Source organism: Acidiphilium sp. MT5 (assembly GCF_054767495.1).
Map to the genome: position 1 here is coordinate 83,004 of NZ_BAABMR010000011.1, position 20,552 is coordinate 103,555.

The following is a 20,552-nucleotide window of genomic DNA, read 5'->3' on the forward strand; positions in this document are numbered from 1 at the left end:
TAAGCTTCCGAATCAGTCCAGTCCACTGGAAGGGGAAGTCACCTCATCCTACCCCACCCCATACCCCAACCGCTCAATAATCGGCGCCAAAATCGGCAGCACCGGCTCCAAATGCGTCCGGTAATGCCGGTAGCGATAGCGTGACCGATCATAAAGCTTCTCCGTCACCTGCGCATAGCTCGCCGTGCGCGCATAACGCTGGTTCTTCTCAAACTGTAAACAGGCCGGATCAAAATCTTCGCCGATAAACTCAAGCAAACCGCGAATTTCGCGCTCCTGCCGGTCCACCACATCCTCATACCGCACCGCCTTATAGCGCAACGCCGGAATATTCTCCCGGTAATGCGCAACCAGCCCCATGGTCAGCGCATAATGCTTCGCAATCGTCTCCAATTCCGCCGCACAGAAAAACCCATGGGTCAAATGATTGGAATACACCGATAACACCACATCCAGCGGGTGCCGGTGCAAATGAATAATCGGCGCCTGCGGGAACATCAAATGAATCAGCCCCAAATGCGTCTCATTCAACGGCATCTTGTCGGTAAACCAGGTCGCCCCCTCGCGAAACACCCCCGATTGCCGCGCCCGCGTCAAATAATGATCGCGCAGCAAATCCAACCCCTCGCGCTGATCGCCCATCCATAATTCCGCCAACGCATCCGGGTAGCCCAGCGGGCTGCCCAGCAAGCGCGGAATTAAAAACGTCGAATCATTAATATAAGGCAGCTCATCCCCCGCCGCGATCCGCTGATGCACACTCAGCGTCTGCTCAATCAGCGTGGTGCCTGAGCGCGGAAACCCAACAATGAAAATCGGCTGCGGCATATCCGCGCGCAGCGTCGCACGGGGCAGGGTGGAAAGCCGCCGCTCGGTGAAAAACCCGCGCAGCCGGTTCGCCATATCCTGCGCCACCTCTTCCATATATTTGCGCGCGCCCAATTCCAGCGCCCGCTTCTTGCCGGCATCATACTTGGCAAACGCCTCGTCATAGCGTCCCACCCGGTCCAGCAGCCGCCCATGCTCGGATAATTCCGCCGGCCCCAGCGTGCCGCTCTCGCCCAGCCCCCGCAGCCGCTCAATCGCCGCCTCGGTCTCGCCCTGCCGCGCCAAAATCGTCGCCCGCGTCAGCCCCAGCGCCGGGTTCACCGGCGTCGGCGGCGCTTCGCTCGGCACCAAAGCCTGCGCCTGCGCCTGCTCATGCGCCTCCCGATGCAGCCGCTCCACCAGCGCCTGCGCCTGATCAATCAGCTCCAGCGCCCGGTCAAATTTCCGGTCCGCCTCCTCCGTCCGCGCCCAGCCAATCAAGGTCTGCAACACATTCGGATTAAGCGCGACCGATTGTTGATACAGCGCCCGCGCCTCCTCAATCCGCCCCTGGGTTTTCAAATTCCACGCCAAATTCGCCATCGTCACCGCATCGTCGCGCTCCAACAGCCGCAACACTTCCCGGTAATGATACTCCCCAATCAATGACCGGTTCGCCTCGGTCATCACCAACCCCATCAAATTATGCGCCTGCGCACTGCGCGGCGCGATCCGAATGGCATTGCGCGCATGCACCTCCGCCTCCGCCAGCGCGCCCCGCCCCAGCAGCAACAGCGTCAACTCATTGGTCGGCATGAAATTATTCGGATTAATCGTCACCAGCCGGCGCAGCAGCGTCTCCGCCGCCCCCAGCTTGCCCTCCTCGCGCCGCAGCCGATACAGCGCAAACAGCGCATCCTCGCGCCCCGGTGCCAATTCCAGCACCGCCATCAGCTTCGCCGCCGCCGCTGCACCATCCCGCGCCTGGAGCGAAACCTCAGCCTCCTCCAACATCGGCTTCAACGCCGCACTCGACTCCGCCGGGCTTAAAGTCGCCAAATCCATCGCGCAACAGCGCAACCGCCGCAACCCCGATCCGCACGGGCAAGGCGTCATATCAACCATCGTGAAAATTCCCCGTTCTACGTGTTTTTATCGATGAAATTCAGTCATTGGTCGGATAGCGCGCCATCAACGCCTTCTGATGCTGCCACGCCCGCAATAACCGCCACAACCCATAAGGCTTACGCCCCTGCGCACGCAGCATGGCCCCAATCCGGAACGCCGCCCCATAATGAAAAAACTGCGCCCGATACGCCTCAATAATCGTGGTCTCCGGGTCCCAAATATGCGTCGCCTCTGAGCCCGCGCCATTCACCTCAATAATCTTGAAGCCCTCGCCCTGGCGCAATTTCGCAACCGTGCTGAACCGCACATCAAACCGCCCGAAATGAAACTCCGGCAAATCCCGCGCAATCGCCTCAATCCGCGCACTCAGCGCCGGCGTAATCAAATGCCGCCCATCCTTAAACGTCGAACCCCGGCAATGATTGCCCACAAACACCAGCCGCACCCGCTCATCCTTGGCCGGAATCCGCGCCGCCTCCGCCCCCAATTTGGGCAGCAAAATCCCCGAAACCGCCGCCAGCCGCGCATCCGCGTCAATCAAAGCGCGGATCGTCCGCACCCCATCCCCCACCACCACCGGCGCATGCTTGATGGTAATCGAGGTAATCTGCCCCTGCGCCGCCCCTGGCATGCGCACATAAAAAATCCCCGCCTCGCCCTCATCGGTCACCAGCGCCTGCAACTGCATCCGCGTCGCCGGCGGAAATTCTGCCAAATACCGCGCCAAATCCGCCCGGTCCGCAATCACCCGCACGCCCGCGCCATTGCAACTCATATCGGGCTTGGCCACCACCGGATACGCCAAATTCTGCGCCCGCATCGCCGCCTCGGCCATGCGCACATTATCCGCGCCCACCACCCCCAGCGTGGTAATCCCCACATAAGGTGCCAGAAATTCCCGGCCCACCGGCCCCATCTGGTCCAAAATATCGGTCTTCGACTCGCCACAAACCCCACCCGCCTCAATCAGCGGGTTGGTCAGCGTCGGCAACGTCACACTCCGATGGCGGATCGATTGCGCAATCCAAAACACCACCACCGGCGCATAAAACACAAAACCCGGCCAAAACTCGAAAAACGACACAGGGCGTGGCGTGCGTCGGCGCGTAAGCGCAGCCTGCAGCCGGGCCGCGAGCGAATCAGCACTCATTCTCCATCCTTTCTCATCCGCTGGGACTGCCAGCGCGCCGCTGCCCGTCCCGCCAAGATCAGCACAACCAACAAAACAGCCATACCCACCCAGCGATACGGCCCCAGATAATGCAGCATCAAGGCGCCCAGCTTCAAGCTTACAAAAAATAACAACGTCGTCCAAGCCAGCGTCGCCACCATCGCGGCCAGCGCGAACCGCCAAAACGGCACCCGCAAAAACCCGCAACTGGTATAAGTAGGCAGCCTTAACCCCGGCGTAAACCGGCTGACCAAAACCACCCAAATCAAACGCTGCGTCACCCAATCCTGCCCAATATCCCGCCGATGGCGCGGCACCAGCCGCTGCGCCCACGGGTGCCGAGCCGAAAGCCGCCCCAGCCCGTATAAACCCAAATCCCCCAACACAATCCCGGCATACAGCGCCCCCAGCGCCACCGGCAACGACACCGCGCCCGCCGCCACCTGCATCGCCGCAAGCAACGTCGCCGCATCCTCCAAAATGAAGGTGCCGATGATAATGGTGGTGGCCTCCAACAGCGGGTTTCCCGCCGCCGACGCCAACATGGTGGTCAAATCGCTCCAGAGCATGATTTTGCTCCTTAATCGATATCGCCGCCCGTTACCAATATCGTGACCAAGCGCGTGACCAAGTGCGCACACCCTTGCCTCGCCAAACCGCCCTCGGCATACACATAACATGAATTTTTTCACCGCCATCGCCCAGCACACCCCCCCCGCGATGATCCTGATGGTCGCGCTGATCGTCTGGCGCGGCTATCGCTTCACCCGTGCCCGCGTCCGCCCCATCCGCACCTACCTGCTGCTCCCGGTCATTTTCATCATCTGGGGCGTGCTGCATATCGTGCTCGCCGCCCAATTGCTCCATGTCCCGCTCACCGCCCCAATCCCCATCCTCGGCTTCCTCGCCGCCTTATTCATCGGCGCCCCGCTCGGCTGGTTCTCCATCAACAGCACCGGCTTCGCGATCGATCATCAGCGCAAACTCGCCTTCCTCCCCGGCAGTTGGGTGCCAATCCTGCGCTATTTGCTGGTCTTCGTAATCAATTACCTGGTCTCCATGGCCACCCAACTGCATTTGCTCCCGCTCACCACCCTCGCCTTGCTGTCCTTCGCCGTCTCCGGCCTGATGATCGGTTATTTTGGCGTCTGGATGGGCCGGTTCCTCAATCTCTATCAACGCGCCCCGCAAACCGACCTGTCGCTCCCCTCCCGCAAAAAATCAGCCGCCCGCCCATCATGACCGGCCTCATCACCCGCAAGCGCGTCTTCGTCGCCCTCGAGATCGGCTTTAATTTCATCTTCCCCTGGCTCAGCTACCGCCTGGCCAAGCCGCATATCGGCGAAATCCACGCGATCATGGCTTCCGCCATCCCGCCCATGCTCTGGAGCCTGGTGCAATTCGCCCGCAGCCGCAAAATCGACGCGATCTCGGTAATGGTCCTCGGCGGCATCGCCCTGTCCCTCGCCGGCTTCGCCCTCGGCGGCTCGCCCAAACTCCTCCTGATGCGCGAATCCCTGATCACCGGCCTGATCGGCCTCGCCTTCATCGGCTCCGCCCTGATCGGCAAACCGCTCATGTTCGTCCTCGCCCATGCCAGCATGAAGCGCCAATCCGCCGAAGACAGCGCCACCCTCGCCAGCCTCGCCGATAACCCGCTATTCCGCCGGATGATGACCGTGATGACCATCGTCTGGGGCATCGGCTTCGTCGCCGAAACCGCCGCCCGCGCCACCCTGGTCTTCATGCTCCCGGTTGGCCGCTTCCTGATCATCGGCCCGATCGTCGGCTACGGCACCATCGCCCTGCTCATCGGCTGGACCTTCCTCTATGGCAGCATCATGGAAAAGCGCGGCGCCCTCGGCGATCTCACCTAACATCCCTCACCAAAACGTGATCGGCGCGTAACCGTTTTTGATCAAACCCACCCTCTTGGTTGCACTTAGCAACGCTTCGCAACATCGCCCTCTGCTAAACCAGGGTTATGTCCATCGCCCCGATCCAAGCCCTGAACCGTTTCGGCCTCGGCGCCCGCCACGGCGAAACCCCGCCCGCTGACCCGCGCGCCTGGCTGCGCGCCCAGCTCGATGGCCCCGATCCCGGCCTCACCAGCCCCGCCTTCGCCACCCTCCCCACCGCCGCCGATGGCCTGATCGCGCGCCGCACCGATCTGCGCGAACGCAAAAAAATCCTCGCCGAAGGCCTGCCGCTCAAGGGCAATTTCCAACCCCAAACCCTCGCCATCCTGCGGGATGATGCGAAAACCCAAATCGATTTCGCCCTCACCACCAACGCGCCGTTCCGCGAACGCCTGGTTTGGTTCTGGGCCAACCATTTCACCGTCTCCACCCGCCAAGGCGGCGTCCGACCCCTCGTCGGCGCCTATCTGCGCGAAGCGATCCGCCCCCACGTCACCGGCAAATTCACCGACATGGTGCTGGCCGTCGAACGCCACCCCGCCATGCTGCTCTATCTCGGCAACGCCTTCTCCACCGGCCCCAACAGCCGCGTCGGCGAGCGCACCCATCGCGGCCTGAACGAAAATCTGGGCCGCGAATGCATGGAGCTGCACACGGTCAGCCTGCGCGCCGGCTACCACCAGTCGGACGTCACCACCATGGCCAAACTCCTCACCGGCTGGTCCATCAACCCGCAAAACCAACCCACCGGCTTCATGTTCCGCCCCTTCCTGCACGAACCCGGCCCAAAAACCCTGATGGGCCGCACCTTTGCCCCCGGCGAACAAGGCGGCATCGAGGCGCTGCGCTTTCTCTCCACCTACCCCACCACCTGGGTCGCCCTCGCCACCAAACTGGTCCGCCATTTCATCGCCGATCAACCGCCCCAACCCGCCATCAACCACATCGCCAGCATCCTCGCCGATACCGGCGGCGATCTGCGCGCCGCCTCCCTCGCGCTGATCGACCTGCCCGAAGCTGCAGCGCCTCTCACCAAAATCAAAACTCCGTTCGAATATCTGATCTCCAGCCTGCGCGCCGGCGGCCTCTCTGGCCTGCCGCCCATGCTCTATCTCGGCACCCTCAACCGCCTCGGCCAGCCGCTCTGGCGCGCGCCCCTGCCCAATGGCTGGTCGGATCTCGGCGCCGATTGGTCCGGCTCGGACGCCGTGCTCGGGCGCATCGATTTCGGCTACACCCTCGCCGCCCGCCTGCACGAGGCAGACCCGCTCGACCTCGCCCACAGCGCCCTCGGCCCGTTGCTGCGCCCCGCCACCATCCAAGCCATCCGCCACGCCGGCTCGAAACGCGAAGCGCTTTCGCTCCTATTCGCCGCCCCCGAATTCCAACGGAGATAATCCCATGGCGCTCCCCCTCAGCCGCCGCGCCACCCTGCTCGGCCTCGGCACCGCCGCCATCGCCGGCCGCACCCGCTTGGCCCTCGCCGCCGCCCCCACCGATCGCCGCTTCATTGTCATTTTGCTCCGGGGCGCGCTCGATGGCCTGAACGCCGTCATCCCCTATGGCGACCCCGATCTCGCCCGCCTGCGCGCCCCCCTAATCCCCGCGCGCGGCAAAATGCTCGATCTCGGCGGCTTTTTCGCCTTCCACCCCGCCCTCAAAAACCTGCACACGCTCTACCAAGCGGGCGAGGTGCTCCCCGTCCACGCCATCGCCGGGCCCTATCGCACCCGCAGCCATTTCGAAGCCCAAGATTTGCTACAAACCGGCGTCGCCGAAACCAGCATCAATTCCGGCTGGCTCAACCGCCTGATCGTCGAACTGCACGCCCAAAACAACGCACTCAACCCCGCCGATACCAACGTCGCAAGCATGGGTCTCGCCGTCGGCATGGGCATGCCCCTCCTCCTGCGCGGCCCGGCCCGCATCGGCTCCTACGCCCCCATCGGCTTTGCTAAACCCAGCCCCGACCTCTATCACCGCATCGCCGCCCTCAACGCGACCGACCCGGTCTTCGGCCCCGCCATCCGCACCGGCCTGCAAACCCAAAAATTCGACCATGCGCTCCTCGATCACCCCCAATCCCCCCACGCCAAAAATTACGGCTTTGGGGGCCTCGCCCAAGCCGCAGGCACCCTGCTCGCCGCCGCAGGCGGTCCGCGCATCGCCGCCTTCCAGCTCGAAGGCTGGGACACCCATGTCAACCAAATCAACCTGCTCACCCCACCCCTCGCCGGGCTCGATGTCGGCATCGCCACCCTCAAATCCGCCCTCGGCCCCGCCTGGCGCCAAACCACCATCCTGATCGTCACCGAATTTGGCCGCACCGCCCGCATCAACGGCACGCACGGCACCGACCACGGCACCGCCACCATCGCCTTCCTCGCCGGCGGCACCGTCGCCGGCGGCAAAGTCCGCACCACCTGGCCCGGCCTCAAAGATCGCCAATTGTTCCAAAACCGCGACCTCGCCCCCACCGCCGACATTCGCAGCCTCGCCAAAGGCGCCATCCTCGCCCAATTTCCTCTCGCTCCCGCCGCCCTCAATCGCATTTTCCCCAACAGCACCGACGCCGCCCCGCTGACCCACTTGCTCCGCTCCTGATTTTTGCGCGCGCCGAAAGCCTTTTTCTGGATCGGCCAAAAGGGCGTGCCACAAACGAGCGTTCACGTCGCATTCATTGCAGAGAATAGGGAAACCGTTGATCGCTTCTACAACGAAGCCCTCAAAGCCGGCGGCCAGGATAACGGGTCACCCGGCATCCGCGCACAGTATCACCCAGACTATTACGGCGCCTTCGTCCTTGATCCAGACGGCCACAACATCTAAGCTATCTGTCACGCACCAAGCCGCCAACGAATAGCTTGAGGTCGAAAAACGATGAAGCATGCGGGTCCAGCCGCGCTCAATGAACTACGAGACCTGATCACCGCGATCCAGTCGCGAGGACTGAACGAGCGTAGCCCAGGCGCGTTCTATCGGCGTGGCAAGGCATGGCTGCATTTCCACGAGGACAAAGCCGGATTATTCGCCGATCTCCGGGTCAATTCAGATTGGGAGCGATTTCGCGTGTCGACCCCTGATGAGAGAGCAACCTTTCTCGCACTCGTTGACCAGACCTTGTGACCGATGCGCCAGCACCGTGCGCAATAAAGTCGTCCGTCCCCACCCAGGATTACGGCATGCAGCCTCAAAATCGATTCAAACCAATAAAATATCGCGGCCTGACCTTAATCGCTTGCCTCTGGCTGAGCATCACCGGCCACGCCTGCGCGCGATCGGCCCAAACCATAGCGGCAGAAACCACCCAGGGAGACGCTAAGGCCGAAGCAGCGCTGGGTATGGAATATACCCTCGGTCGCAACGAACCGCAGAATTATGCCAAGGCCGTCTATTGGCTTCGCCGCGCCGCCGATCAAAAAAATGCGGACGCGGCTTTTCTTCTTGGACTGTTCTATCTTCGCGGCAAAGCTGTTGCGCAGAACGATGAAAAAGCCGCCAAATGGTTCCGTCTCGCCGCCCATCAAGGACTAAGACGAGCCGAGTTTAATCTCAGCACGCTCTATTATTTCGGCCACGGGGTGCCACAGAATTACCCCAAAGCTGCGTTTTGGGCTCGTCGGGCCGCTCATCAGGGTTACGCAGCGGCAGAAAATAATCTTGGCCTCCTCTACACCAAGGGTCAGGGCGTGCCTCTGAATTATAGCAGAGCCGCTTACTGGTTCCATCGCGCCATCCAGCAGGGGCATCTCGACGCCGATAACAATCTGGGCCTCCTTTATGCGCGGGGTCAGGGCGTGCCGCAGAACTTCGTCAAGGCCGCTGCGCTGTTCCGTCTCGCTGCCGATAAAGGCTACCCAGAGGCCGAATATAATCTCGGCCTGTTCTACGGCAACGGCCAGGGCGTGAAACAGAGCTACAGCAAAGCGAGGCACTGGCTTCGTCTGGCCGCCGATCAGGGTTACGCAGCTTCAGAATCAGCTTTAGGCGTTCTCGATCACTTGGGCAGAGGCGTGCCACCCAACAATACCAAGGCCGCCTATTGGTTACGCCGCGCCGCCCATCAAGATAATCCCGTCGCTGAAGTCAATCTTGGCGTGCTCTACAATAAAGGCCTTGGCGTTCCGCAGAATAGCATCAAAGCTTTTCACTGGTTCCGCCGCGCCGCCCACCAAGGTAATGCCAGCGCGGAGCAAGATCTTGGCGTGCTCTACAATAAGGGCCTTAGCGTTCCGCAGAATAGCATCAAAGCTTTTCACTGGTTCCGCCGCGCCGCCCACCAGGGCAATGTTAATGCCGAAGCCAACCTCGGCACCTTTTACGCCCGGGGCCGTGGCACGCCACGAAACGACGCCAAGGCTGCTTATTGGCTCCATCGTGCCGCCGCTCACGGCCAGGCGGGGGCAGAAACCAATATCGGTATCCTCTATGCCCGAGGGCTCGGTGTGCAACAAAGCTACAACATGGCCGCTTTTTGGTTCCGTCTCGCGGCGCATCAAGGATTAGCACGGTCACAACTGGCTCTCGGCACCCTATATCAACACGGTCATGGCGTATCACAGAATAACGTGAAATCGTATTTTTGGTTCGCCCTCGCCGCCAAAAATCATAATAAAATAGCCGCCCGTAACCTCAAACGCATCGCCCAACTGATGACGCCAGCCCAAATCGCCGAGGCGCAAACCCTGGTTCGTCATGATGACAACAAATATCACTAACGATACAATCTCCACCAATCAAAAATTCTGAGCGAGCATAAGCCCGATGATTGCCCCCGCCATCCGTCGCCTAAACCCAATTGATGCGCCCGATTACCGCACCATCCGGCTTGATGCGCTGAAGCACAACCCAGAAGCCTTCGGCTCCACCTATGAAACCGAGCAAGCGCGCCCCATCGCCGAGTTCGAACAGCGCTTGATCGATAACATCGTGTTTGGCGCCTATGTTGAGGGCGCCATCGTCGGCATGGCCGGACTGAGGCGGCAAGTCGGGCAAAAAGATAGCCACAAAGCCTATGTCTGGGGCATGTACGTCCAACCAGCTTGTCGCGGCACCGGTATCGGCAGCGCGCTGCTGCACGAATTGATCTTGGTCTCCCAAACCCTCGTCGAGCAACTCACCTTATCAATCGTCAAAGGCAACGATCCCGCCGCCACTCTATATCGAAAATTTGGATTCCAAATCTATGGCGTCGAGCCACGCGCCTTGAAAACCGCCGATGGCTACAACGATGAAATCCACATGATCAAATTTTTAAAGAGTGCGAGTGAAACCTTCCAATGACGCCACCATCCCCCCGCAAATTTCATAGCTCATATTTCGTTAGGTATATGAACAATAAAGGACGAGATTGATGGCGCGTCGATCAAACGGTTCAGAGGCAGTACTTTTGCTCCTTGCCATGGCGATCGGCGGCCCCACCGCTCTAGTTGTATGGTTTTTGGATTCGCCGCTTCAAGTCCAAGTTCCAATTGCCATCGGAGCCATCGCCGTCTTGGCTCTGATTGGCCGCTCACTTCGGAACGTCCGGAAACAGCGCGACCGAAAGAGAGCAGAATATCGGCAGATACTTCTCGATTTCCGCTGGCGCGAAGCAATGTCACCCACTGAGTTTGAGCGTTGCTGCGCTGATTATCTCCGCCTAAAAGGGTGGGAAGCTTCGCAAACGAAAGGATCGGGCGATCAGGGCGCAGACGTCATCGCTCGGAAAAATAATCATTTTCTGATTGTGCAATGTAAAAAATATAACAAGCCGGTTGGCAATAAAGCTGTGCAAGAAGTTATTGCGGCTAGAATTTACTACCGCGGTACGTCTGCTATCGTTGTTAGCAATCAAACCTATACACAAAGTGCTCGCGATCTTGCAAAAATGTCTGGGGTTTTACTTCTTCATTTCACCGAATTGAGAAATTTAGAACGGTTTTTGGGCTTTCGCAATCCCAATTGAGGAACCGTAACACTAGCACAGGCCTGCCCAAAACAAGGTAGAATTTTACTTTGCCCCCCTATCAGGGCCTGTTATGGCAAAACGAAACGCTTGGACAGCTCGGTCAACACTTCTACCCGTGAGGTGGTTTTCACTCTTCTAAGATATCCACAACGCTTGGCGGACACATTAGGCCCGTTGTCTGCCACATCAGTGCGGGAAGCGGCGAAAAAGGGAAGTGTACTTGCACGACATTGTCCCCTCTCTCGGGTTGAGGCGAGCCATTCTGTTGAGGCGGCAAATATCCTTCGATCCGATTGTCAATACGCCGACCAACGACGTTGCCTACAGTCTTTGTTTTAGCACCGAGTGTCACTTTTACACATTGATTGACCTCTAATTCATCGATTGTCGCCATAACTCTTTCCTTGCAAGGGGCCAAGTGCTCGAATCAAGATTCTTCATTACAACAAAATCGCGTGACTGCATAGCGGTCTGTTCCGTGGTCACTTGGATTCCAAACCCCGTAGTTCGCAATCAAGCAACTTTGCCTTGACTGGTTTTTAAACAACGCTCTTGTGCGCGAAATATCCTTAGGAGAGGCGACGGCGGGCGTAACCAGCGGTTGAATCTCATGCTCCGTTACATTTATGCTCGCTCGGCGTGTCGGTCCAGGATTGGCCCGTATTTTCGTCTGATATTGTATATTCATAAAATTGAGATAAGGCATGATTACCTGTGCCATTTTTGGAATAATATTTTGGACAATTGTTTGGAATTTTTGTTAAACAAATCAGAACCTTATCATATAAATGCTCGTTTCGTTCTGCAGGGGGACTTCCTTCATTTGACGTATAAATTCCGGATTCGAATACCGTTGTCCGCCCATCATGAACAATTGGATCGTTAGGGCCGAAACGAGCCTCAATTTGCGTAATCCATGTTTTTTCACACATCCCCAGCGGTGGGATTTTAGGAGTGACGATCGATTGCCCGAATTGATCTGTTTTCGCGCAAGCAACACCTAACACAAGCATAAAAGCCAATCCACCCAAAATTAAAAGACGCATCGTCATATCCTCCACTCATAACAACAAGATCTAAGCCAAAAATTGCGGTTATCAAACCCCTGAATCCGAAGGGCGTTTTTTCTCACTCAGGGCAACACATATCGCCCTGAAACCCTGCGCGCACGCCCCCGAAACGACCGAGCAAAATATCACCCAAGCCGCCAAGCAAGTCGCCGACTGGTATGACGCCTTCGCCGCCGATCACGCCACACTCGCCGCCGAACTCCACCCCGCCAGCGCCGATGAACTCGCCGCCTGCCACGCCACCGGCACCCTCAATTTCATCACCCTCAACGGCATCATCATCGGCCTGATCGCCACCGAACCTGGCCCGATCGACTGGCTGCACGGCCATATCGTCATCGAAGAAATCCTCGCCCCCACCCACCGTGGCCACGGCTACACCGCTCAGGCCCAAAGGCTGCTCGCCGCCCAACTCAGCAACAGCAACGGCCCCGAAACCCTGATCACCGGCACCATCCACCGCCTCAACATCGCCTCCCACCGCACTGCAACCACCGCCGGCCGCCCCGCCCTCCTCGACTATCGTTTTCTCTCCCTTAACGAATGAGCAGCCCACGCCCCGCGTGACAAGCGGAATTCGAACTCATCGCTCTGACTTCCCTTAAAAAAATCCGCATTCTCGATCATGCGTTCAACTGTAAAACCAAGCCGTTTAAGCAACGAAATTGACGCCACATTCCGTGTATCAACAAACGCGTTAGCTTGATCAATGCTCGGCATCGCAAACAACATATCAAGGGTCTTCATCATCGCCTCCGTGGCATAGCCTTGCCGCCAATGGCTTGGGAAAACGTGATACCCAACCATCGCGTTCGGACCTTGCACCGTCGCCTGGGTATAACCCAGCAAATTGTGATCGTTTCGGCATCGGATCACCCAATTATGCCAAATCTCTGATCCGTCGGCGGACGACCCACCAGCCAGAACGACATAGCGCGCTCGCAGCCCCTCAACACTGCTCGGCGGATCATCCGGGAGAAAACGATAACCGGCACTGTCCGCCAACCCATCGAACATCTCCGCCGCATGCGCGGGTCAAATCGGCTCCAGATCAATGCGTGGCAAGCGCTGCTGGTGCAAATTCATTTTTTCACTCTACCAAAACCGTCCGCAATATTCGTGACACCGGTCGCGTTTCCGTGTCATCGATATCCGCCCGAGGCCGTAATAACCTGCCCAGTAATCCATCGGGCAGCGTCAGAAGCCAGAAAGCCGACAATCTCGGCAATTTCCTCCGGCGTGCCAAGACGGCCAAGCGGCGTGTCCTTCATGATCTCCTGTTTGGCTTCGTCGGGAACGTTGGCTTTCATCTTCTCCGTCATAATCAGGCCAGGGGCGACCGCGTTGACGCGGATTTTTCGCGGTCCCAATTCCGCCGCCAGACTAACGGTGATGGCGTTCACCGCCGCCTTGGTCGCGCAATATACCGCGCCACCCGGTATCGGCGAGACGCCCTGGATCGAACTGATATTAATAATCGCACCGCCGGCATCGCCGAAAGCAAGAGTCGCATGCTTGGATGCGAACAGCACACCCGCGATATTCAACGCGGTCTGTGGATTAATATGATCCGCATCAATCTCGATTAACGAGCACCCCACCGCGAGACCCGCGTTATTCACCAAAACATCAACCTGACCGAACGCGCCGATCGCAAACTCGATTAGCTCTTTCGCGCGGCTCTCTGATGAAACGTCAGCCTCGAACGACGCGGCGTTCCCTCCGGCACGGATGATTTGGGCCACCACCGCATCGGCCTCGTCCTTCTTGGACTTGTAGCTGACGATTACAGCAAAACCCAATGTGCCGAAGTGCCGGGCTATTGCCGCGCCAATGCCACGTGATGCACCAGTCACCACCGCGACCTTCTTAACGTCCTGCATATAATTTACACCTCCCCGAACATTTTGGTCTCAACCGCCGAGACATATCCATGCATGGCAAGCGCTGCTGGTGCAAATTCATTTTTTCACCTATCGAAACTTACAAGCGAAATCCATAACCCCCGGTGCGCCGATCTCCCACCATGTCGCCGCCGCCTCAGGCCAAGACCACCATTCCATTTTCCTCTTTCGCACCCACCCCCTCCTATGTCATGTTAGTGAAATGGAGCGAGTCACTAACCCCCTCGCACAGAATCTCGCCGACCGCTTCACCACCCTCGCGCACATGCTCCGCAAAACCCTCGGCGCCCCCGACTACGCCCGCATCGACCTCACCCTCAACGACACCGACGTAGCCCCGATTCCGCGCACACGGAAGGTCGCACACGCCTCTCGCGTTTGATAGATCACCGCCGGTTGTCAAGATTCGTTATACATAACCCGAACACCAAACCCAGAAAGTTCGCCAAATTTGCCAAGCCGGTATCGAGTTGCACATCAATGATCACAGAATCGTGTCGGAAAATTTTACATGTCATAAACGCAAAATTTCCATGATATTGATATCAAACAATAATTATTCCTGGCACGAAATGTGCTTCCTATTTTTTGATTTTGCTTAGCCTCGCCTCTCCCTTCCTCGTTTCAGCAACAAAAAAAGGAATGCTGCTGTGAAAAAATTATTTGCGAGTGCCCTGATTTGCGCCACTCTGATCGGCCTGTCGGCGTCTGACGCGCATGCTACGCCCATCACCTATAGTTTCTCCGGGGTCGGAGGCGGCTCGATCGACAACACGAGTTTCACCGGTCCATTTTCCTTCGTATTCACCGGCGATACGTCGGCGATCTATACAGGCGCGGCTCCATTTTATTATCTCTACAACGTTCGTGGGACGTTCACCGAGGGTGGGACGACCGTAACGTTGACACCGACCGTTACAATCGTGGCCACGGCCGATTCGAGTACGCCAAGAATCAATTTTTTTAACAATTCTGCTAATGCTGGGCTTGGGTTTAATGATCCCTCTCTTGCTAGTTACGCGCTTTCGACCGCATTCGGACCCATTACGGTTACCGCGCCGGGCACGTCCACCAGCTTTCTGACCCCCACCTTTAACGGTGGCAGTTTCTCCGACACCGATGGCGGATCAATAACGATCACCGCCGACACATCGCTCACTTTTACGGCGACGACTGCGACGGCGGTTCCCGAACCAGGCTCAATCATCCTACTCGGCACCGGCCTCGTCCTCCTCGGCTTCGCAGCGCGGAAACGGCGAAACCGTGGTTGATTTTTTATAATTCAAGACTTTCGAAAGAAACCTTTGATTGTGTGATTTGTAGTAGTGAGATGGTGGGGTGCGCTTGAGCACCCCACCATCGCGCCGCCGCCGCACGCCAAGACCATCACCGCATTTTCCCCTTTCGCACCCACCCCCGCCTATGCCATGTTAGCGAAATGGAGCAGGCCACTAACCCCCTCGCACAGAGTCTCGCCGACCGCTTCACCGTGATCGCGCATATGCTCCGCAAAACCCTCGGCGCCCCCGACTACGCCCGCTTTAATCTTTCGCTTAAGTGGGCCGTCTGGCACCGCATTTCGCTCCTCGCCCGCCGTTTTCGTTCTCTCTCCTGCAATCCCCGCCCCATCCGCGAACGGAAACCTGGCGCGAAAGCTCAAACCGCGCCCGAATCAGCAGAAGCACCAGCGCCACCCCCTCAAACCGGCGCAAAAAGGAGCGAAATTCCGGGGCAAAAAGGCTGGCTGCTGCAAACCTTCCCCGGCCACCACATCCCCTATATTCGCGGCCATATCATCCGCTTCCTCGAAGACCCTGACTTGTCGCTCCTCCACGGCGAAAACCCAAGCATCGGTCGCGTGCTACGCCCACTCTGCCACATGCTCGCAATCCCGCTCCCCGCTTACCTCAAATTACCGCGTAAACCCCGCCCACCGGCCCCAAAACCGGCGCGCAAACCAGCGCGGCGGAGCGAAAAACCTGAACCAACATTTTACGACTACATGCTCCAAAAATACCCGCCGCCGCCCCCACGCCCCACTTTGCCCGGCCATATTTACGCGCCACCGTCCCGCGTAAAAATCAACTTCGAGCGTTGAGCGCATAATTGCGCCCAGAAAGTTACGATAGCAAAACAAAAAGGAGCGAAAGGAGCAAAAAATTGGCGTTGGGCGCGAAATCGGGCAATAGTCATTCATGACGACACTTTCGCTTCCCGTGCAAATCGCTGCCATCGTCATTTTCGTTGTGACCTATTTAGGGGTCGCCCTTGGCCGCCTGCCTGGATTGCGGCTGGATCGCGCGGCCATTGCTTTTTGTGGCGCGGCCCTGATGATCGGCGTGGGCGCTTTGCCGCTCGCCGGCGCCTACCAGGCGATCAGCGGCAACACGATTGCGCTGCTATTCGGCATGATGGTGCTCGCTGCGGGTCTGCGCCGCGCCGGGTTTTTTGCGCTCATCACCAATGTTGCGCTCCGCCGCGCCAGCCACCCGCTGGCCTTGCTCGCCGCCATCATCGCGATTGCCGGTTTTCTCTCCGCCCTGCTGGTCAATGACACGATTTGCGTGGTGATCACGCCTTTGGTGCTCGATATCGTGCTGGCCCTGAAGCGTAACCCGCTGCCCTATCTGATGGCGCTCTCGGCGAGTGCGAATATCGGCTCGGTCGCCACCATCACCGGCAATCCGCAAGATATGATCATCGGCAGTATTTCCGGCATCAGCTATTCTCGCTTTGCCATATCGCTCGCCCCGGTGGCCCTGATCGGCCTGTTCATCACGTTTTCGCTCCTCACTTTGCTGTTTCGGGCCGATCTGCGCGCGCCATTGCCGTCACAACCAGTCGCCTCGTCCCCGAGCGCGCTGCATCGCGGCTTGCTGCTGAAATCATTGTTGCTCCTCGGCCTCTTCGTCATCGCGAGCCTCGCTGGCATGCCCCCCAGCGAAGCCGCCTTGATCGCCGCCGCCCTGCTGCTGCTCACCCCAGGTTTGCGCAGCGAAATCCTACTCGCCGGCGTCGATTGGTCCTTGTTAGTGATGTTCATTGGCCTGTTCATCGTCATCGCCGGCCTGCAAGCAGCCGTCATCACGCCCGAGATCATCAAAACCATTGCCGCCCTCCAGCCCGGTCGCCCCGCGATCCTGGTGCCACTCACCGCCATCCTGTCCAATTTGGTCAATAACGTGCCAACCGTGCTGGTGCTGAAACCCTTCGTCGCCGCCTTGGCCAATCCCAAACAAGCCTGGCTGCTGGTGGCCATGGCCGCGACCTTCGCGGGCAATCTAACGCTCCTGGGCTCGGTCGCCAATCTCATCGTCGCCGAAGCCGCCCGCGCGCGCGGCATCACGCTCCGCTTCACCGATTATCTGCGCCTCGGCATCCCGCTCACCCTCAGCACCTTGCTGATCGGCACGCTCTATTTAGTATTTTTATCGTAATAAATCTGCGCCAAAGCCGCGAGCATGGCCTCGCGACCCAGCCCCGTCGGCAGCGCCGGATGGATAAAAATATCAATCATCCCTGGGCGTTTGCGAAAGGCATTCCGCCCCCAATAGCGCCCGGAATCGGTCGAGACCGGCACCACCGGCACCCCGCTCGCCCGCGCCAGCGCGACAATGCCCGGCTGCAACTCGCCGCGCACACCCGGCGCCACCCGCGTGCCTTCGGGAAAAATAATAATCTGCTTGCCCGCCGCGAGCGCCTCATTCACCTGGGTGATCAAATGCCGCAGCGCAGCCGCTCCCCCCGCCCGGTCGAGCGCAATCTGCCCAGCCGGCTCCAGCAGCGATCCAAAAATCGGCAAGCGCGTCAATTCCTGCTTGAGTATGTAACAAGGTCGCTCCAGCAAGGTCAGCCACACCAGCGTATCGAACGCGGATTGATGCTGGGCCGCCAAAATCACCCCGCCCGGGGGCAAATTTTCGCGCCCGTGCAGCGCAAACCCCACACCGCAAAACGCCCGCAGCGCGCGCAGCATCAACCGCGCCCAAGCCTGCCCATAGCCCAGCAGCCGATCGGGGGCCGTGCGCTTGAGCCAATGCCCATACAACCCGGCAATGGCCGCACTGCCAAACAAGGTCAGGTTGAACAGGATCGAGCCGATCAAAAACATCACAAATGCCCTTCGATATGATGCGCGGCAAACCCACCCAACCCGCATCGCACGAACAGATATTTGGTATATTCCGCCGCCACCAGCTTCCATTGCCGCGCATCCAGCGCGCCACTGCGCGGCAAGCGCCGCACCGGATCGGCAATCAAGCGCACGCCCGGCAAATGCCGGTGCAACTCGGCCAAAGCCCGCACCATGTGATAATCCGCCGTCACCACAATCACCGAATAAATTTGATGGCGCATCACCCAGCGCGCCGTCTCCCGCGCATTGCCCCTTGTGGTGGTCGCTCGATGACCAAGGCTGATCGAAGCCGCTTTGCTCACCGCATCAATGCCATCGCGCGGGGTAAAATCGCCCAAATGCGTCCCCGGTCCCGCGCCCGAAATCAGCAAGCGTGGTGCGGCCCCCCCCATCAGCAATTCCAACCCCCGCTTCACCCGGTCCGGCCCGCCGGTCAGCACCACAATCCCACCGGCATGCGGCATCGGCAGCACCCGGCGCTCATGCTCGATTTGCGCATAGAACCAAACAAACCCCATCGCCCAAACCAGCACACCAAACCCGGTGATCGCGAACAGCCAACCGAACAGCCGCCTTATCCAACGGCGGCTGCGCGCACGGCGGCCAAATCGTGGGCGTCGGTTGCGGGACAAGGGGCCGCTCATGCGAGATGCCGCAGCCAGCCCAACACTGTGGTCTGTGCCACCACCCAGCCTATCAGCGCCGCCATCAGCATCAGCACCACCGGCCCGGCCCACAGCAAAGTCGGCATATCGGCCAGCATCGCCCCCACCCCGCGTGTGGCGCTGTGCGGCACCAGCGCAAACCCGGCGGCCAATCGGCCCAGCCAGAGCAGCACCGGCAACGCCGCCAACCCGCCGAGCAATCCGCCCAGCCCCGCCTGCCGGGCAATTTCGCGGGCGAACGGGCGGGCAATATCACTATCGCGCGCCCCCAGCCCATGGATGATATCAATCGCCTCGCGCCGCTGCGCCAATCCCGCCCGCACTGACACCCCGACCACCGATGCCGCGACCGCCGCAACGATCAACAAAATCGCCGCCGCCGAGGCTTGCAGCGATTCCGTCAGCGTGGTCAGCCTTGCGGCCAGCCCGCCGCCGGTTTCAACCAGCGTGCCTGGCGCAATCTGGTTCAAGCCCTGGCTCAGCGCGCTGACCGCCGCCTGGTGCGCATCGCCCTGCGCCATGATCACGCCGGGCAGCGCAATTCCCGCATCGCCGGAGGCGCTGGTATCGCCCAGCCAAGGCTTGAGCAAATGGCCCAGTTCAGCCGGTGACAAAGCGCGCACCCCGCTCAGCGCCGGCTGCTGGCGCAGGGCGGTGAGCACCGCATCAAGCCGGGTAATGCGGCTCGCCGCCTGCACCGAAGCGCTCGGATCGGGCACTTCGATGGTCAGCACATTCCGCGCACCGCCCAGCCAATGGGCGGCAAGCGTGCTGGTCGCCAAATTGCCCGCCATCGCAAGGGCGGCGAGAAAACTCATCGCCGCGACGACCGCAATCAGCAACCGATCATGCGTCGCCGCCCGCAACCCGATCGGATCGGGCCGCGCCCGGCTGCGGTGCCGATCAGCCATGATACACCAACCTGCCATGCTGCAATTCCAGCACCGGCGCGCGATAGCGCTCGATCAGGCTGAGATTATGGCTGGCAATAATCACGGTGGTGCCGAGTTGATTGAGCGACATGAATAAATGCAGCAACCGCACCGCCTGCTCATCGTCAAGATTGCCGGTGGGCTCGTCCGCCAGCAGCAGCGAGGGTCGGCCCACCACCGCCCGGCAAATCGCCACGCGTTGCTGTTCGCCGCCAGAAAGCTCTTCGGGGCGATGGGCGAGCCGATCCGCCAACCCAACCCAGCGCAGCAATTCCGTCACATCCGCATGGATCTGGGTTTCCTTGCGCCGCGCGAGGCGCAGCGGCAACGCGACATTATCGAAAGCGCTGAGATGATTGAGCAGCCTGAAATCCTGATACACCACCCCGATACGTCGGCGCAGCAAAGCCCGCCCCGCCCGGTCCAGCCGGGCCGGGTCCGAATCGAGCAGCTCGATTCGCCCACTGGTCGGCGGGAGAGCCAGGTACATCAGCTTGAGCAACGTGGTTTTTCCAGCGCCGGATGCCCCGGTGAGCCACCGAAATCCACCCGATTCGATGGTGAACGACAAATCGATCAGGCCGGTATGATCGGCATCACCGGGGGAACGCCGTTCACCCGCGAGGCGCTGATAGTCCAAGCCAGCGTTGAAGAATCGAATCATCTCGACCCTGTGTGCCGTGCCGATGCAGGGATCACAAGCCACCGCCCGATCAAATGCGATGCTAATCTCATTGCACGAACATGGTTGCACGAAACGCTCAATAATGTCATCGATTGCGCATGCGCGTAACATGTCCGCATTGCGGTACCACCTATCGTCTGACCGAAGCGGTCGCAGCCCGGCTCCCAGCCACCTTGGCCTGTGTGC

Annotated in this window: 23 protein-coding genes and 2 pseudogenes; 13 read left to right on the forward strand and 12 right to left on the reverse strand. The window is 59.7% G+C overall.

The features are described 5' to 3' along the window. Window positions 1-48: 48 nt before the first annotated feature. Genes ACYUCQ_RS12630 through ACYUCQ_RS12640 form a run of 3 tightly spaced genes read right to left on the reverse strand, consistent with a single transcriptional unit; the run spans window position 49 to window position 3,675 of the window. Window positions 49-1,932, reverse strand: a complete 1,884-nt coding sequence (locus ACYUCQ_RS12630; protein ID WP_460254898.1) for a tetratricopeptide repeat-containing sulfotransferase family protein — start codon at window positions 1,930-1,932, stop codon at window positions 49-51. A gap of 40 nt (window positions 1,933-1,972) precedes the next feature. Next, window positions 1,973-3,085, reverse strand: coding sequence for a D-alanine--D-alanine ligase (locus ACYUCQ_RS12635; protein ID WP_460254899.1), 1,113 nt, complete (start codon window positions 3,083-3,085; stop codon window positions 1,973-1,975). After that, entirely contained in the window at window positions 3,082-3,675 is a 594-nt protein-coding gene (locus tag ACYUCQ_RS12640) for a DedA family protein (protein WP_460254900.1), read from the reverse strand. Before ACYUCQ_RS12640 ends, ACYUCQ_RS12635 begins: the two co-directional genes overlap by 4 nt. A 109-nt stretch (window positions 3,676-3,784) precedes the next feature. Here ACYUCQ_RS12640 and ACYUCQ_RS12645 point away from each other — a divergent pair, with 109 nt between their 5' ends. The 8 genes from ACYUCQ_RS12645 to ACYUCQ_RS12680 all read left to right on the forward strand — a co-directional run bounded on the left by ACYUCQ_RS12645 (window position 3,785) and on the right by ACYUCQ_RS12680 (window position 10,972). Next, window positions 3,785-4,348 (forward strand): DUF6622 family protein, encoded by a 564-nt coding sequence (locus ACYUCQ_RS12645; protein ID WP_460254901.1) that lies wholly within the window; start codon window positions 3,785-3,787, stop codon window positions 4,346-4,348. Beyond that, window positions 4,345-4,983: a VC0807 family protein gene (locus ACYUCQ_RS12650; protein ID WP_460254902.1), complete on the forward strand. Its 639-nt coding sequence runs from the start codon at window positions 4,345-4,347 to the stop codon at window positions 4,981-4,983. The genes ACYUCQ_RS12645 and ACYUCQ_RS12650 overlap by 4 nt, the downstream gene beginning before the upstream one ends. 107 nt (window positions 4,984-5,090) lie before the next feature. Continuing rightward, window positions 5,091-6,422, forward strand: a complete 1,332-nt coding sequence (locus tag ACYUCQ_RS12655) for a DUF1800 domain-containing protein (RefSeq protein ID WP_460254903.1) — start codon at window positions 5,091-5,093, stop codon at window positions 6,420-6,422. 4 nt (window positions 6,423-6,426) lie between these two features. Then, window positions 6,427-7,629 (forward strand): DUF1501 domain-containing protein, encoded by a 1,203-nt coding sequence (locus tag ACYUCQ_RS12660; RefSeq protein WP_460254904.1) that lies wholly within the window; start codon window positions 6,427-6,429, stop codon window positions 7,627-7,629. 3 nt (window positions 7,630-7,632) lie between these two features. After that, window positions 7,633-7,854 carry a VOC family protein gene (locus tag ACYUCQ_RS12665; protein WP_460254905.1) on the forward strand — a complete coding sequence of 74 codons (222 nt, stop codon included), beginning with the start codon at window positions 7,633-7,635 and terminating at the stop codon, window positions 7,852-7,854. A 353-nt stretch (window positions 7,855-8,207) separates the two neighbouring features. After that, window positions 8,208-9,743, forward strand: a complete 1,536-nt coding sequence (locus tag ACYUCQ_RS12670; RefSeq protein WP_460254906.1) for a tetratricopeptide repeat protein — start codon at window positions 8,208-8,210, stop codon at window positions 9,741-9,743. 46 nt (window positions 9,744-9,789) lie between these two features. Next, window positions 9,790-10,308: a GNAT family N-acetyltransferase gene (locus ACYUCQ_RS12675; protein WP_460254907.1), complete on the forward strand. Its 519-nt coding sequence runs from the start codon at window positions 9,790-9,792 to the stop codon at window positions 10,306-10,308. A 70-nt stretch (window positions 10,309-10,378) separates the two neighbouring features. Next, window positions 10,379-10,972: a restriction endonuclease gene (locus tag ACYUCQ_RS12680; RefSeq protein ID WP_460254908.1), complete on the forward strand. Its 594-nt coding sequence runs from the start codon at window positions 10,379-10,381 to the stop codon at window positions 10,970-10,972. Window positions 10,973-11,102: 130 nt separating this feature from the next. Here ACYUCQ_RS12680 and ACYUCQ_RS12685 read toward each other — a convergent pair whose 3' ends face one another. The 5 genes and pseudogenes from ACYUCQ_RS12685 to ACYUCQ_RS12705 form a co-directional block, all read right to left on the reverse strand. Continuing rightward, entirely contained in the window at window positions 11,103-11,369 is a 267-nt protein-coding gene (locus ACYUCQ_RS12685; RefSeq protein ID WP_460254909.1) for a hypothetical protein, read from the reverse strand. Between the two features lie 214 nt (window positions 11,370-11,583). Beyond that, complete coding sequence (locus tag ACYUCQ_RS12690; RefSeq protein WP_460254910.1) at window positions 11,584-12,027, reverse strand: hypothetical protein; 444 nt, start codon at window positions 12,025-12,027, stop codon at window positions 11,584-11,586. Window positions 12,028-12,103: 76 nt separating this feature from the next. Beyond that, window positions 12,104-12,505: a hypothetical protein gene (locus tag ACYUCQ_RS12695; RefSeq protein WP_460254911.1), complete on the reverse strand. Its 402-nt coding sequence runs from the start codon at window positions 12,503-12,505 to the stop codon at window positions 12,104-12,106. 59 nt (window positions 12,506-12,564) lie between these two features. Next, window positions 12,565-13,065: pseudogene (locus ACYUCQ_RS12700) on the reverse strand (GNAT family N-acetyltransferase); the annotation flags it as partial. 122 nt (window positions 13,066-13,187) lie between these two features. Next, the gene (locus ACYUCQ_RS12705) at window positions 13,188-13,928 is read right to left on the reverse strand and encodes an SDR family NAD(P)-dependent oxidoreductase (RefSeq protein WP_460254912.1); all 741 of its coding nucleotides are present in this window, start codon (window positions 13,926-13,928) and stop codon (window positions 13,188-13,190) included. Between the two features lie 223 nt (window positions 13,929-14,151). Here ACYUCQ_RS12705 and ACYUCQ_RS12710 point away from each other — a divergent pair, with 223 nt between their 5' ends. The 4 genes from ACYUCQ_RS12710 to ACYUCQ_RS12725 all read left to right on the forward strand — a co-directional run bounded on the left by ACYUCQ_RS12710 (window position 14,152) and on the right by ACYUCQ_RS12725 (window position 17,386). Beyond that, window positions 14,152-14,331, forward strand: coding sequence for a hypothetical protein (locus ACYUCQ_RS12710; protein ID WP_460254913.1), 180 nt, complete (start codon window positions 14,152-14,154; stop codon window positions 14,329-14,331). Window positions 14,332-14,599: 268 nt separating this feature from the next. Next, window positions 14,600-15,220: a PEP-CTERM sorting domain-containing protein gene (locus ACYUCQ_RS12715; protein ID WP_460254914.1), complete on the forward strand. Its 621-nt coding sequence runs from the start codon at window positions 14,600-14,602 to the stop codon at window positions 15,218-15,220. Between the two features lie 167 nt (window positions 15,221-15,387). Further along, on the forward strand, window positions 15,388-16,047 hold the full coding sequence (locus ACYUCQ_RS12720) for a hypothetical protein (RefSeq protein WP_460254915.1): 660 nt from the start codon (window positions 15,388-15,390) through the stop codon (window positions 16,045-16,047). 97 nt (window positions 16,048-16,144) lie between these two features. Then, complete coding sequence (locus tag ACYUCQ_RS12725) at window positions 16,145-17,386, forward strand: ArsB/NhaD family transporter (protein WP_460254916.1); 1,242 nt, start codon at window positions 16,145-16,147, stop codon at window positions 17,384-17,386. On the opposite strand, the gene ACYUCQ_RS12730 is transcribed toward ACYUCQ_RS12725, so the two are convergent. Genes ACYUCQ_RS12730 through ACYUCQ_RS12745 form a run of 4 tightly spaced genes read right to left on the reverse strand, consistent with a single transcriptional unit; the run spans window position 17,365 to window position 20,345 of the window. Beyond that, the gene (locus ACYUCQ_RS12730) at window positions 17,365-18,060 is read right to left on the reverse strand and encodes a lysophospholipid acyltransferase family protein (protein WP_460254917.1); all 696 of its coding nucleotides are present in this window, start codon (window positions 18,058-18,060) and stop codon (window positions 17,365-17,367) included. The two genes, ACYUCQ_RS12725 and ACYUCQ_RS12730, sit on opposite strands and share 22 nt — an antisense overlap. Then, on the reverse strand, window positions 18,060-18,728 hold the full coding sequence (locus ACYUCQ_RS12735) for a YdcF family protein (protein WP_460254918.1): 669 nt from the start codon (window positions 18,726-18,728) through the stop codon (window positions 18,060-18,062). Before ACYUCQ_RS12735 ends, ACYUCQ_RS12730 begins: the two co-directional genes overlap by 1 nt. Then, window positions 18,725-19,660, reverse strand: a complete 936-nt coding sequence (locus ACYUCQ_RS12740; RefSeq protein ID WP_460254919.1) for a cell division protein FtsX — start codon at window positions 19,658-19,660, stop codon at window positions 18,725-18,727. Before ACYUCQ_RS12740 ends, ACYUCQ_RS12735 begins: the two co-directional genes overlap by 4 nt. After that, window positions 19,653-20,345, reverse strand: coding sequence for a cell division ATP-binding protein FtsE (locus tag ACYUCQ_RS12745; RefSeq protein WP_460254920.1), 693 nt, complete (start codon window positions 20,343-20,345; stop codon window positions 19,653-19,655). Before ACYUCQ_RS12745 ends, ACYUCQ_RS12740 begins: the two co-directional genes overlap by 8 nt. A 119-nt stretch (window positions 20,346-20,464) precedes the next feature. Between ACYUCQ_RS12745 and ACYUCQ_RS12750 the strand changes: the two are divergent. Beyond that, a pseudogene (locus ACYUCQ_RS12750) lies at window positions 20,465-20,521 on the forward strand (MJ0042-type zinc finger domain-containing protein); the annotation flags it as partial. Between the last annotated feature and the right edge of the window lie 31 nt (window positions 20,522-20,552).